This window comes from Streptomyces sp. NPDC021115 (assembly GCF_044333065.1).
Classification (GTDB): domain Bacteria; phylum Actinomycetota; class Actinomycetes; order Streptomycetales; family Streptomycetaceae; genus Streptomyces.
Genome location: NZ_JBIRQF010000001.1, coordinates 28555 through 42295 on the forward strand (window position 1 = coordinate 28555; position 13741 = coordinate 42295).

At 64.0% G+C, this 13741-nt stretch carries 11 protein-coding genes; 5 read left to right on the forward strand and 6 right to left on the reverse strand.

What is annotated here, in order from left to right:
* The 3 genes from ACH4TL_RS00105 to ACH4TL_RS00115 all read left to right on the forward strand — a co-directional run bounded on the left by ACH4TL_RS00105 (position 1) and on the right by ACH4TL_RS00115 (position 3658).
* Positions 1 to 2364 (forward strand): hypothetical protein, encoded by a 2364-nt coding sequence (locus ACH4TL_RS00105; protein WP_398322825.1) that lies wholly within the window; start codon positions 1 to 3, stop codon positions 2362 to 2364.
* On the forward strand, positions 2361 to 2957 hold the full coding sequence (locus tag ACH4TL_RS00110) for a hypothetical protein (protein ID WP_398322822.1): 597 nt from the start codon (positions 2361 to 2363) through the stop codon (positions 2955 to 2957). The genes ACH4TL_RS00105 and ACH4TL_RS00110 overlap by 4 nt, the downstream gene beginning before the upstream one ends.
* 404 nt (positions 2958 to 3361) lie before the next feature.
* Complete coding sequence (locus ACH4TL_RS00115; RefSeq protein ID WP_398322819.1) at positions 3362 to 3658, forward strand: hypothetical protein; 297 nt, start codon at positions 3362 to 3364, stop codon at positions 3656 to 3658.
* Positions 3659 to 4178: 520 nt separating this feature from the next.
* On the opposite strand, the gene ACH4TL_RS00120 is transcribed toward ACH4TL_RS00115, so the two are convergent.
* From ACH4TL_RS00120 to eccB, 6 genes are all read right to left on the reverse strand, one after another.
* Complete coding sequence (locus tag ACH4TL_RS00120; protein WP_398322816.1) at positions 4179 to 4484, reverse strand: WXG100 family type VII secretion target; 306 nt, start codon at positions 4482 to 4484, stop codon at positions 4179 to 4181.
* A gap of 76 nt (positions 4485 to 4560) precedes the next feature.
* On the reverse strand, positions 4561 to 4902 hold the full coding sequence (locus ACH4TL_RS00125) for a WXG100 family type VII secretion target (RefSeq protein WP_398322813.1): 342 nt from the start codon (positions 4900 to 4902) through the stop codon (positions 4561 to 4563).
* Between the two features lie 150 nt (positions 4903 to 5052).
* Positions 5053 to 6294: a S8 family serine peptidase gene (locus ACH4TL_RS00130; RefSeq protein WP_398322810.1), complete on the reverse strand. Its 1242-nt coding sequence runs from the start codon at positions 6292 to 6294 to the stop codon at positions 5053 to 5055.
* 1501 nt (positions 6295 to 7795) lie between these two features.
* Positions 7796 to 8269: a hypothetical protein gene (locus ACH4TL_RS00135; RefSeq protein ID WP_398322806.1), complete on the reverse strand. Its 474-nt coding sequence runs from the start codon at positions 8267 to 8269 to the stop codon at positions 7796 to 7798.
* 244 nt (positions 8270 to 8513) lie between these two features.
* Complete coding sequence (mycP, locus tag ACH4TL_RS00140; protein ID WP_398322803.1) at positions 8514 to 9779, reverse strand: type VII secretion-associated serine protease mycosin; 1266 nt, start codon at positions 9777 to 9779, stop codon at positions 8514 to 8516.
* A gap of 15 nt (positions 9780 to 9794) precedes the next feature.
* Positions 9795 to 11357 carry a type VII secretion protein EccB gene (gene eccB, locus ACH4TL_RS00145; RefSeq protein WP_398322798.1) on the reverse strand — a complete coding sequence of 521 codons (1563 nt, stop codon included), beginning with the start codon at positions 11355 to 11357 and terminating at the stop codon, positions 9795 to 9797.
* Between the two features lie 180 nt (positions 11358 to 11537).
* Here eccB and eccE point away from each other — a divergent pair, with 180 nt between their 5' ends.
* Positions 11538 to 12881: a type VII secretion protein EccE gene (gene eccE, locus ACH4TL_RS00150; RefSeq protein ID WP_398322795.1), complete on the forward strand. Its 1344-nt coding sequence runs from the start codon at positions 11538 to 11540 to the stop codon at positions 12879 to 12881.
* Positions 12881 to 13675: a hypothetical protein gene (locus ACH4TL_RS00155; protein ID WP_398322792.1), complete on the forward strand. Its 795-nt coding sequence runs from the start codon at positions 12881 to 12883 to the stop codon at positions 13673 to 13675. Before eccE ends, ACH4TL_RS00155 begins: the two co-directional genes overlap by 1 nt.
* Positions 13676 to 13741 lie beyond the last annotated feature (66 nt).

The following is a 13741-nucleotide window of genomic DNA, read 5'->3' on the forward strand; positions in this document are numbered from 1 at the left end:
ATGCTCACGTATCACGACGTCACGACCACTAAGTTCTCCCTCCTTGGTAAGGCAGCCACCAAGTGGGACGAAGCCGCCAAGAAGTTCGAGAGCGCCCAGAAAACCTACGATGCGAAGGTCAAGAGCCTCTCGGCCGACGGCTCATGGAACGGACAGAGCGCCATAGCCGCCCAGCCCGTTTCGGTGGTCACCAGCGGCCAGTACACCGCTGCGGCCAAGGAGGCGCGTGCCATCGCTTCGATCCTGCGTGATGCGCAGGATCAGTTCGTCGACCTGCGCGCAAAGCTCAAGTCGGCCGTAGCGGACGCCGTGAAGGCCGGTATGAAGGTGTCCGAAGACGGTATCGCGCGCTACGACTACGACAAGGCCAGCGAAGCCGACGCGAATGCCGCCCGCCACGATCCCGACATGCACACCGTCGAGCAGAAGTGGACCAAGCACATCAGCAAAGTCGTCGAAGCCTTCGACGACACCGACAGGTACGTCAAGCTCGCACTCAAGCAAGCGGTCGAGGACCCTGACGCTCTCGATGGAGTCAACAACGGCTTCAACAACAAGGCTCTGGGCGACATCGAAGCGGTTGAGGGCAAGAAGGCCAGCGACCTCGCCATGAAACTCAATTCAGGCGACCTCGACGAAAAGGGCCTCGCCGAACTGAAACGCCTGGAACGGGAAAACAAGGGCGACAAGGATTTCAGTCAGACCTTTCTCGCCAGCCTCGGCCCCAAGGGCACCATCAACTACAACAACAAACTCGCCGACCTGGCGGGGGATAAAGAGCACGGCAAGGATTACCGGCAGCTACGGGACTCGCTGGCCACGAACATCTCCAGCGCCACCAAGGTGCCCAAGTTCAAGGGAGCGGACGGCAAGGAGCTGCGGTTCGGCTCCAAGGAATATTCGAAGGCCTACTCGAAGTGGCTCAAATCTTCTGACGGCAACTTCTACGAGCACTTCCGCAAGGGACTGCAAAAAGCGGGCGTAGAAAAGTACGACCTGAACGCGGTCACGGAGAAGGAAGACTCCATCGGCCGCTACCACGGTCAGCAGGTTCGCGGATATCAGAGCCTCATCACCCTGATGAAGCACGGCGACGGCTACTCGACGCAGTTCCTCTCCGACCTTGGGGATGACATACGTTCCGCCGAGGACGAGAAGAAGGGCGGAGACCCTGACATCTGGGATCTCTACGGGAAATTCGGCAACAAGAAGGACGGCCAATTCGCGCAGGATCCGATGGATGGTCTCCTGGGCATCATGAGTCATCAGCCCGATGCCTCCGCAGCCTTCTTGGACCCGAACTCCGACCCGAACCCGGGTGACGGCAAGGCGGAGAAGAACGACCGGCTCGAGTACCTGGTCAAGGATCGTGACTGGAAGGTCACCAACACGACGACCTGGACAGGGAACATCGAGAACACCGGTGACGACACGACCTTGAAGGATCCCCACAAGGGATTCGACGCGGCCCTCAAGGCAGCGGCCACAGGCCGACTACCAGACAGCAACGCGGCCACCGACCCGCCGAACCACTCCGCTGCCAACGCGGCCGTCATGCACGAAGCGGTAAGGCTCTTCGGCGACGACCCCAGCCTGATCAAGAAAGACGGAGACTTCACCGACCTCAGGCGCTCCCTCGGTGAAATGACCGCCGACTACACGGGCGACGTACAACGAGCGATCACATCGGATGATGACCTCCCGCTGAACGGAGCGAGCGCCAAGCTCGGCAACGTCAAGCTGGAGCCGTTCCTTGAGACCGTCGGCCGTGACCCACACGCCTACGGTGCGATCACAGCAGCGCAACAGGCCTACACGGCCAACCAGGTGGACGACGTCATCAACGGACACAGCACGTCACAGGTCTCGCTGTCGGAGCGCATCAACACCGCCGTGTCCCCCGGGGCGGTCGTGGCGGGAATCATGAGCGAAGGCCGGGCAGAGGGAATTCACGAAGAGCACATCGCCGACGACAAGGAATTCAACGAGAAGGCAGGACTCGCCAGCAAGTGGGCCAACAGGTTCATCGGTGTTGGTATCGGCGCCGGCCTGGAACGCAACCCTGCTGCTGCACCCATCGCTGAGCCTATCGGCTGGATTCAGGAAGACCTCAACGAAAGCATCATGAAGTCTATTGAAAGAGACACCACCGAGAAAGCACAAGATGAAGCGGGCTACGACTTCTCCAACGGGCGCAAGCAAGCCCTTGAGTCCGCAAGGTTTGCCGTACAGCATGCCGCTGAAAGAAGCGACCTTGACAAAGACACCATCAATGACTTGAAGGACGCTGCCGGAAAGCAAGCCGGCAACAGTCACGGTGAGGGATCGAACTGGCAGCAAGCTCGAAACGGAAACCGAGGATGACCCATAAGGAGCGCAAGATCTTCGGCACCAAATCGCACAGGGGCTCCGCCAAGCAAATGGCGGGCCTTGCCGTCGCAGCATTGACATTCTCCACCACCGTCACGGGCTGCTCGCAAGAAAAGCGTGAATATGCACTACCCCCCTCCTTCTGCGGAGTCCAGGAAAAGAAAGATCTATACGCACCCATCTTCCCTCCGGGGAAAAGCTTGAGCCAAGGAAAGACCACGAAATCCATCAAGGGAGCGGAGGAATATGAGCAGTGCCAATATTACATTGACGGCTACGCAAAGGTCACCGTAAGCGGGAATTGGTACGATAAAGAGCAGAGCCCCCAGCCGACACTCGATAGCCTCATCGCGGAACACGGAACCTATAAGCCCAAAAAGGTTTCCGGCGCGTACAATGCCGCCACGTGGCCATATGGAGCTGTCTCTCTAGTGAAGTGCCCCAACTCCGAATACCGAGCCAATCTCTACTCACTGACCATCTACAGCTCCACCATCAAGGATCGCGATGAGTCCCACCGCGCCCTCGGCGATCTCATCCAGTCATTCACGGCAAAGGTGCTCAAGAAGCTCCCCTGCGGAAAGTAGATGAAGGAAAGCTCTTGAGAGACACCGCGAGAGCATCTCAACGGCGTCACACACCGTCGGGCCAGCAAGCACCGTATGTCTGCTGAGTGCCCTCGGCACAACCTTCTACTTCACAGGAGGATACGAGGAATGGCGTGAGGACAAAACCCTGGGCGAGGCGTACGGAGGCATCGCCCGAAGAGCGCGCTGGGTAACGGTCACGTCCACGCCGAGTCGGATACCACGCGGCACTCTCCGGGCGGTGAGGACGGACGCATCACGAACTGCTATGCCGAAGACCCGGACAGCCGCAAGACCATCACGGTAGAACTGCACTGGCGTTCAGAGGCGGAACGGACAGCCTCAGCCATCAAGTACGAGTTTCTCACTACGATCGGCGGTGCCGCCGTCCCCATGGGGCGAGGGTGGCCGGGACCGTCGTGTCGGATGGAGGCCTGTACGGTGGCGTGGAGCTCGGGTACCGCAACAAGAAGGGCGAGAGTCTACTCGTCAGCACTTTCGCCTTCGACGATCTCCTCGATCCTGAGCACCCGGGCGAAGGCCGTGCGGCCCTCGCCCGGGTGACGAGCGGCATAGCGAAGAACGTGGCTGAGAAGTTCAATTGCGACGCCCCCTCGGGCGATGCCATCAAGAAAATCGCCCCCAACCCACTGCGGATCCCGACCCCGATCGCCCAGGCGGAGGGACCTGTTCCGCGGTAGCCAGGCTGGACCTCAAGCACTGCAACCTGGAGTCGGTTACGGAAGCCCCCTCGGACCCGACGTCCCCAGCGGAAGCCTGCTACCTGAGAAACGCCGAAGGCGATCCGGTATACAGACTGACCCCCTCTACGGAAGCTTCGCCAAGAGTGTGCGCTACCGATCGTCGAGCTTCGAGCTCCACGATTCCCTCGGCGCCGGCAAGGACTCAGGCGCCAATACGAAAGCCCACCGGGCTTACGGGAATGCCCGCTGTCCGGAGGGTCTGGATACGGGTCTCTACACCCTGTCGAGACTCTCCTGGAGCAGGTCGAACCCTCCCTCAAGAAGCCCGACCCCGCGTTCGAGCGGGCCACGCTGAAGGGATTCGTCCAGCACTCCGCAAAGCTCCACGGCTATACCGGACTCCAGACTCCGTAGGGGGCAGACGGTCGGCGAACCGAGAAAAATGGGAGTGGGCAACCGCTCAGCGGTTGCCCACTCCCATGGCGTGGCCACGCCAGGCGCCGACTTCTCGGGCTGCCTAGATGTCCTGAAAGAGCTGGGCTGCCTTCTTATCGGTTGCCCGGTAGTCCATGCTGCCCTCGCGGATCTTACTCGCCATCTTCCCGAGCTCGATTTCGATCTGTTCGGCGCGGGCGCGGAACTTCGCCTCAGCAGCCTGCATCGTCTCGTGCGCCTCGCCTTCCCAGCCACTCGTCACAGTCTTGACCGCGGCGATGATGGCGTCAATCTGCTGGCGCACCATTTTCGCTCCCCGCTCGAGGTCACCGGCAGTGTCCGCGAGCGAGTTGTAGGTTACTTTGATTTCCTGTGGGTCTCCGGCCACTTGCGGGTCGCTCCTCATGGTGTAGCGGCGGTTTGCGATTCAGCTGTGTCTCCGGGCGCTACCACGCCCTCTGCGACTAGGTGTAGTCGTCCAGCTTGCTCTTCAACGCTCCGGTCTCAACGTCTGTGTTCCGGAATGTCGTGGCGAGCTCGTGGTCGTTGGCGCCACCCGCACGGCGGGTGAGCTGCACGGCCGCTTTGATCTTCTCGACCAGTTGACGTACGTCTTCGTGACCCTCGTTGAGCGTCCTCTGCGCCTGGTCGAATTGCCCCGCGGCGTCACCCTTCCACCCGACCTGGACCGCCTCGAGAGCGAGAACCAAATTCTTGACGTTGGTAGCGAGATGCCCACTGGCAACGTCAAGATCATTCTCGAACTTGACAAAGTGCTGTTCGCTTAGCCGCTGTCCGCCCGACATGTTCCACCTTCCCCCATGATGTGTTGGCGAGTCGAGATGGGGATTCTCTTCTCAACTCACCCTGTCAGAGCTTCCTACCGAGTCCGGCGGGAAGCAGCAACCCCTCGCTCACCATTCACGCGTGTTTCGCTTGTGGTAAGCGAGGCGCTGTCAGTACTGGCTGCCACGGCGCCTCACCATGACAATGGCCACGGCAGCAACCACGACGGCGGCTCCTGCCCCAAGGGCAATCCAAAGACCGGTATTGCCACTCTCGCTTGACTTGGCGTCAGCGGAGGCTTCCTTGCCCGCCTGTTGATCGGAAGCCTGCTTGTCCGAGCCGGAGGGCTGCGGTTGGGCGTCGCCGGACTTCGAAGCGGAAGCGGACGGGTCCGGCGTGGTCGCTCCCTCGCGCTCGAGCAGCGGGTTCACATCCGCCGGGCCCGGCTTCCCCTTACCGCCGAGCAAGACCTGAGCGGGTCGGATGATGCCGTATCCGAGGTATCGGCTGGGAATCTTGCCCTTCGGCTTGTTTGCGGTTTGCATCATGACCCGGAGGACCTGGTTATTGGTCCAGCTGGGGTGCTTCGACCAGATGAGTGCGGCGGACGCGGATGCCAGGGCAGCGGCCGGGCTTGTACCGCTCCTCGGGCAGAAATCCTGCTTACCCTCACAATGCACAGGAATATCTTTACCGGGAGACGCCAAGGCTACCTGTGATCCATAGGTAGAAAAATCAGCTACAGTTCCGTTTGAATCGACCGCCGCCACACCGACAACCCCAGGAATGTTCGCCGGAAATTCCGAATAATTGCCCTTGTCGCCATCATTTCCGGTGGCCGCAAAGATCAATTTACCTTTCGAGACAGCATACTTGACTGCCTCTCGAGTTTTAGACACTGATTCTTCGTCACTAGCGCCACCCATCGAGATGTTTATGACCTTGGCATCACTCTTTACGGCATACCGGATCGACTTCGCCATCAACTCATCTGCAGCAATAAGCACCTTGCCTAGCTTGACAGGCAGAATTTTGGCGCCTGGAGCCAAACCTTGGATACCGCCACCGGCACCCGTGCCAGCGATGAGAGAGGCCATGGCCGTTCCATGCCCATCTTCATCCTTGTTTGCACTCGTCGGATGAATGCCCAGGTCCAAGCCGTGCAAGACACGCCCCCGAAGTTCCGGAGTCGAACTATCGACACCGGAATCCACGACAGCCACAGTCACCCTGTTGCCGTTCGCGACGCTCTGCATTTGGTCCGCCTTCATGGCATCGAGATACCACTGATCGGACCGCACGCCCTCCGCCGATGCCACAAACGCGGTTCCAGCCCAGCAAGTCATCACCGCCGTCAACAGCACGAGCGAGCGCTGCGCGTTGCTCCGTGCGGCGCGAATCGAGATCGGCATAGCGTGTGGCTCTCCTCAACTTCCTGCGGGACTCATGTCGCTAGTCGACGACTGGAGGAACAGTGTCACGCCGTCCCAAAGTCCAGGTCTCTTCGTCTTCGACCAGGTAGTCAGGCGCCTCGCCCGTCTCCTGATTGGCCCTGGCTGTGCTGGTGCGTGATGAGGGCCCTGGCACTCCTGCCTGACCTCCCCTGATAAGGCCCGCACCACCGGGAGTGAACTCACTTCGCTCCCGATTGAAGTGACGAGGCGCCGCGACGGAACCTCCGGATTCCAGTACCGAGCGACGTTCCGAGCTCTGCCGAGGAGCCCCCGGATTGCCGTGCCTGCCCTCCTCGGAGGCAAACGGAACCCGCGGCGGATTCACTCGTCCACCGGATTCTGAGGAAAGTCGACGTTCGGGCGTGCCATTAATCGGCTGCCCGCCCCGGGTATTGGGGGGACCGCCTCCCACCACCGGCCCTCGTGGCATCGACGTTCTCTCTTCACCGATCACCGTCGCGCGAGGCAACCTTGGGGGACCACTGTTCAACGGACGTTGTTTCCCTCCGACGATTCCCTCGTTGTTCCCCGCCCGAGGCAGGACAGGGCCCCTGGGGGTTGACGTACTGGTCAGAGGCTTTTCGCCCGAAGGCCCAAGGCTCCTCGCAGGAGGGCCGATACTCGGCGAAGGCGGCCTCACAGTTGGGGACGGCCCTGGCCTCACTGGCGCGGGCGGCAACGTCGCTTCCCGTCGCGTCTCAGGAGGAACAGTGGTCGGCGGAGCGTCGCCAACACGCCTGTCGGCGGTGTCCGGCGGCATCGCACTTTTCACCCCGTCAATGGCAGTACGGGTGTCTCGACCGACGTCCTGAGCAACACGAGTCCGAGGTTCAGGGACGCTGGACCCATCCGGCTGAGCCTTGGCATCCGAAGGCGTCGAGTAGGCTCCGTCTCCGCCCGATGCTGACAGTGCCGAATCAGAGGTTCCAGGGTCACGCAACCTAGGGTCAATATCCAGCGGCTTGAACCTCGGCTCCTCCCGCGCCTTGATTTCATCATTCGCAAACCGGTAGTACGAGGTCACCCGCTCCAGCTGATGAATGGCCGCCTGCTTGTTGGTCGTCGCGTCCTTCTGGAGCGCATCGTCCAAATCGGGGTCCCCATGAGCTTCGGCCGCGTCCACCGGCTTGGGAATAGCCTTCTTCGCTTCCCTCAACGCCTGGCCTGCCGCGGCCATCTGATCGCCCACGACCGCGGCATACTCAGCGAGTTTCATGACCTCGCCAGCAAACTCACGCGTCCAGTCGCGGAACCCCTCCGCGCCCTCACCGTCCCATTCCACCCGCTCCGCGTACGTACGCAGGCCGAGCCCGATGGCGTCGATCCTGGGACTTGCGTCGCCTACTGCGCTCCCCGCGCTGGTCAGCTTGTCCGGGTCGGCATCAGCGACCAACGCGTGCAGCTCCGCAAGAGACATGCCCTCGAATCCCGGGCTCGCCATTGCCCCCACTCCCCGCTATTAGCCGAAGGTCTCGTCCGACGTGCCGCTCTTGCCCGTGCCCGTACCGGCAGCGTCGGCATCGTCGTCGGCCGACCGCCCGCGCTGAGGATCCGTCTTGTCGTAGTAGTCCTGCGCCCGCTTGTGGATCTCTCGCATCCGGGCTGCCTGCTCAGCGTCGACGCTGTCGTAGCCACGATCGGAGATCTGGACAGTGACGCCGAGCGCTTCGAGCTGGTCACCCAGAATCTGTGAGAGCTCTTCAAGACGGGTGTGGACTTTCTGGTAGCTCCCCGCCAGCTCCTCAGCCGCTGGGAACTTCCCGTAGGCAGCCGCCGCGATCCGGTGCCGGCTGATCTCGCTCTTCGCCGCCGGCGACTCCTCGAGGTCCTTCAGCATCTCGTCGAGCTGCTTCTTGAAGTAGGCCAGCGTCTCGGACTTCTTCGATATGCCCGAGCCCGCGTTGAGACCTGGTCGTGCCCCCGCCTCACCCACGACTCCCCCCGTTCATCAGCCCCGTCCTCCCCGTGCGACGTCACGTCGCCCATCCAGCACTGTATCCCCCGAACAGTCCAGCCCCAACTACGTATCAGCGGCAACTCTTCGACGGTTCCGTTACACACTCCGACGATATCGGCGACCATGCCCATCACCCAATTGACCTACCATGTCGCATTTCGTCACACCGGCGACGAAGAATCCAATGTATAGGCACCATCGGACATCGCCATGAGTACTCCTACTCAGACACGGCGGACGAACGGCGGCGGCGGTTCCGCTCGTTGACGACCGCCGCACTGCCCGCGAGGAAGGCGATGAGGACGGCGGCGCCGCCCAGGGTGTACGTCGCGAGACGTTCTTCCCGCTCCTGGGGGGTCTCGCCCAGGGCCATGGGCGTCGCGTCGGGGGCCTTGGCGTTGTGGTCGGCGCCTTTGTCGAGGTTGACGCGGTCGACAGGGGCGTCGTCCTCGGTGAGGGCACGGACCGGGTCAACGACGCCCCAACCGATGAACCGGTCGTGTTGGTTGACCACCCGTTCGGCTGTCTGCTCGATCTGGGCGACCACCTGGTGCTGCTTCCAGTCGGGGTGCTTGGCCCGGATCAGAGCCGCGACTCCGGCGACGTAGGGCGCGGAGAAGCTGGTGCCGTTGTCGACGCACTGGCCGCCCTTGGGGACCGTGGAGACCATTTCGACACCGGGCGCGGCCACGTCGACGAAGTTGCCGGACTGGGAGAAGGGGGCGCGCTCGTTGTTGCGGTCCGAGGCGCCGACGGCGAGGACGCCGTCGTAGGCGGCCGGGTAGGTCTTCTTGACCTTGCCGTCGAGCCCGTCGTTCCCGGCCGAGGCGACCACGACGACATTCGCGTTCAGCGCGCCCTGGACCGCCCGCTGGAGGTTGTTGTTGCCCTCGAGCGGTTTGACGGTGTCCTGGGAGATGTTGATGACGCCGGCCCCCGCCTGGACCGCACGGTCGATGGCGATGGCCATCGTGTCGGTCGTGCCGGAGCCCTTTTCGTCGTTCTGCCGAATCGGAATGATCTTGGCTTCGGGTGCGATGCCGACGAATCCGGTCCCGGAGTGAGGACGTGCCGCGATGATGCCCGCCACCTTGGTGCCATGGCCGACCGAATCGTCCGTGCCGTCGCCCTTCTTCCCCTTGGACAGGCTCTTCTTGCCGCCCTTGCGGACCTCGCCGCCGTCCTTGGTGTCGACCGCGTCCTTGAGCTGCCGATTGGTGTTGTCCACCCCGGTGTCGATCACCGCCACCTTGACCGGACGGCCCTCGGTGTCCTTCCCCTTGGTGTCCTGCCACAGTTGGTCGAGGAGAACGCGTTGCAGAGACCAGGGCGTGCCCTTGATCTGCTTGGCCGGATAGGTGCACTCACCGCTGCCCGCGAGAGACATGTCCGGGACGCCCGGCGCCGGGGGCGGACCGGCTGCCGCGGGAGTCAGGGCTGTGAGGACCATGGCCGCCGACAGAGCGCATACCGACTTCGTGTTCATCGCATGTCCCATGTCTCACGACCCCTGCGGCTGCCTGGCGCTGTTGTAATCGAGCCGTGGCCCCGTCGGTAGGAATGCGGACCAGTTGGCGAGCACCGGAACTGGTTTCACGCTCTCATAACCCAGGCTCCGCTGAGCCCTGTTCACATCCTGCTGGGACTCGGCGGTCGCAGGCTTCTTGTCCTCCCCGCCGATCTTGGACTTGCCCGCATCGCTGTCGTTGTTCGACGGAACGGCATAGCGAAGGCCGGTGTCCGTCACCAGGAAGACCGGGCCGTCCTTGACCTGGCGACCGGTGACCTGACGGTAGAGGAGCCCCGACCCCGGGGTGACGTAGGCGCTGGTGGCACCGTCCGGAGTGGTGGCGGGAAAGTCCGTGCCGGCCCAGGTGGTGAGTTTGGGACCGCCCTTCGGTGTCACGCCGTTCAAGATGCTGCAGCTGGTGTCGCGGGCGCCGCTCGCCGAGCGATCGACGGAGTTGGACTGGTCGGGGATTTCGCCGGGCCAGTGGTTCGTGCCGTAGAACTCGTCGGGGTCCGGGTTGAACGAGCCCGGCTTCACGCGCACCGCGGCGCTCGCTTCATTGATGGAGCTCTTGCTACGCATGAGGAGCTTGGCGACGAACTCCGAGACACGCTGCACCTTGCCTTGCAACACCACGTACTTCTGGGTTCCGGTTCCGCTCGGCGCCTCGATGACCATGCCGACCCGGTTGGCCTGGTCGCCCAGGCTCGGGGTTCCGGCGTCATCGCCGATCGAGCCCGGGACCTGCGGGAAGTCGATGGGGGAGCCGTCCCGGAGGGTGGCCAGCCAGTCGTTGGTCACCTTCTGGGGCTGTGCGCCGTCACCGAAGATCGAGCGAAGCAGGAGACTGGTGTCCGCGGCGGGCTTCTGCTTCCAGTCCGGGCCGCCGATCAGGTATTTGGTGCCGTTCGGGGACACCAGGTAACGGGCGCCGTCCTGGCCTTCTACGTAGAGGGCCTGGCCACCCCGCAGGGCCTGCGGGCCACGGAGCTTCTTCAGCTTGGGGTCGCTTTCCGAGAAGACGAAGACCGCCTTTTGCGTGGTCTTCCCATTGCCGCCCGGTTGTTCGCAGACCGCCCACGCCTTTTGCTTCTTCGCCTCATCGGACGTCGGCATGCGGTCCGGTGCGTACGGGATGCCGATGGTGGGGCCGCGCGGGATGTGTCCGTTGTCCAGCTCGGACTCCTTCACCTTGAGGATCGTGGACGACGATTTTCCGGGCTCGAGGAGGAGCTTGGCGGAGGCGAAATTGAGTACGGGGTGGAGCTGGACCTTCCCGTCGGTCTTGAGGACGACGTACCGGGTGGTCGAATCGCTGCCCACGATGACGTGGGAAGCGACGTCGTCCCAGCCCTTCGGGGCGACGGGCTTGAACATCCCCCAGGCCCCGAACCCCGCGAGAATCAGGGCGCCGACGATGACGCCGGGGAGGGCCGCCCGCAGCGGACGCGGCGCGCCCTCCTCGGTACCGCTGGGCGTGGGTTGCAGAAACGCGGCGACTGTCCGCTTCTTCGCAAAGGTATAGGCGTTGAGTTCATCCCGCCGTGATGCCATATTTAGCCGCTTCTCCCCGGTTTTCGGCCTCGGTAGTCAGGTGGCTGCCCTCGGTCCTGGTGTCGTACCGACCCTCTACTATGCCGGTAGTGAATTGACTCATGTCGCTCGGGGACACTCGTGGGTACGCCCAACGACCGGGCTGCTCGGACGGGTTTCGGACTTAAGGGGCTGACGGGGATGGCTGCCGCCGCACGCGGACGTACCGCGAGGAGCGCGTCCGGCCGACGAACGCCGAGCGGATACGGCGCGGGATCACCTGCCCCGGCTCCCCCGGAGGGGGCGGCCATGAGTTCCGTCACTCCGCGGCTGATCCCCCGGCCGGGCAGCTTGGGGCCCTTGCGGTTGCAGCAACTCGTGCTGGTGGAAGTGGCGGCCGCGCTGGTGCTCGTCGCCTGGAACATCGACAAGCTGCTCCTGGTACCCGCCACGGTCATCGGTGTGGTGCTCATCCTCCTCGCCGTGGTCCGCCGCCATCAGCAGCCCGTACCGGAGTGGCTGAGTACCGCCGGCGCGCTGCGCAGGCGGCAGCGGCAGGCGTCGAAGCCGATCGACTCGGACACGGACCCCGGCTTCTCGCCCGCCGTGGAGTGCGATCCTGCCCTGCGCACCCTTACGTTCACTGATCGGGAGCGGCGGGCCGTGGGCCTGGTCGGGGACGGCACCTTCCTGACCGCCGTACTACAGGTGGAAGCGGTGGACTCGCCGCTGCGTCCGCAGCGCACGCAGCGTCCCCTGCCGTTGGCGCTGTTGCGGGACGCCATGGACGTCGACGGAATTCTGCTGCAGTCGGTGCAGGTCGTGCAGCACACGTTGCCCGCGCCCACGCCCGACCTGTCGGCGCAGACCGTCCCCGTACGCAACTACGCACCGCTACAGGAGCAGACCGGTGCGCCCTCGGTCCGTCTGACCTGGGTGGCTTTGAAATTCGATCCGGAGCTGTGTCCGGAGGCCGTTGCTGCGCGCGGTGGGAGCCTGGAAGGCGCACAGCGGTGCGTGCTGCGCGCTGCGGATCAACTGTCGAGCAGGCTTCAAGGGGCCGGCTTCGGTGTGACGCTGTTGTCCGAGGAAGGCGTGACCGCCGCGGTCGCGACCGCGGCGAGCGTGAATCCGAGGGCGACTGCCCAGGTCCGGCAGACGAATACGCACAACCGTCGCACCCTGGAGAGTTCGCGGGCCTGGCGCTGCGACGACCGCTGGCACACCACGTACTGGATCGGCCGCTGGCCACAGCTGGGGGCTGGCGGCGCGCCGCTGCCGCAACTGGCGGCACTGCTGACCTCGCTGCCGGCACTCGCGACGACCCTGAGTCTCACGCTGCGTCGGGGCGGCACGCAGGGCGGTCGGCACGCCCCTACGGTGACCGGGCACGTGCGGATCACCGGCCGCAGCGCGGACGATCTGGTTGCTCTGCGTCGGGAGCTTCAGCGCACCACTCGAGGGGTGAGGATGGGACTCGTACGGCTGGACCGCGAGCAGGTGCCCGGTGTGCTCGCCACTCTGCCTCTGGGAGGGACTCGCTGATGGCCACGCCCACGAGCGTCTACAACGGGCCGTCGTCCGCCCCGGCGGCAGTGTCCGGTCAGCCCGCTGGTCAAGCAGCCCCCGCCACGCGCAAGCAGCGGAGGGGATTCGGGCTCATCGGACCGTGGCGGCAGCGGCACGAGCTGTCTCCCGAACAGTTCGACGCCCTGGCGCTGCCGGTCGGTGACGACGGCGTAGTGATCGGGATCGGTGCCCGTGACCAGCCCGCGGTGCTCGGTCTGCACCGTCCCGTGCCCTTCAACATAGTGCTCATCGGGGGATTGTGGACGGCGCAGGTGATGGGATTGCGCACGGTCGCCACGGGCGCCCGGGTCACCGTCGAGACCGGACGCCAGCAGATGTGGGCGTCGCTGGCACAGGCGGCGAACAGCGGCCACCAAAGCCTCACGCTGCACGACGTGGGCCGAGTGCCGCCCCAGGGCCCCTCGATCGGCAGCCCGGTGCTGGTGATCCGTGACGCGGGTATGCGACCGCCGCGCGGGCGGGTGACGTCGGCTCCCTGGCAGTCGGTGCTGACTCTGCTGCCGTACCTCAGCCCGGTTGCCCCGAGGTTGATGGAGAACGCCGAACTGGTCGGCATCCAGCGGGTGTCTCCTGATGAGGCCGCTCAAGTCGGACGGGTCATGGGCCTTCCGTCGACGGACGTCGAGTCGTTGTCCTCTCTGCCCGACGGAGTCACTCTTTGGTGTGACCGTCAGTCACGGGTTTATGTGGCGACGCATCCGACAGACGTGGAATCCGGCCTGCTGGGGGCGGCCCGGCGGATGGACTGACCGTGTTCGATTGCCGCCGCATGCACGGTGGATGAGACTGTCGGCAAGGTCTGTGCGGGTGCGCTC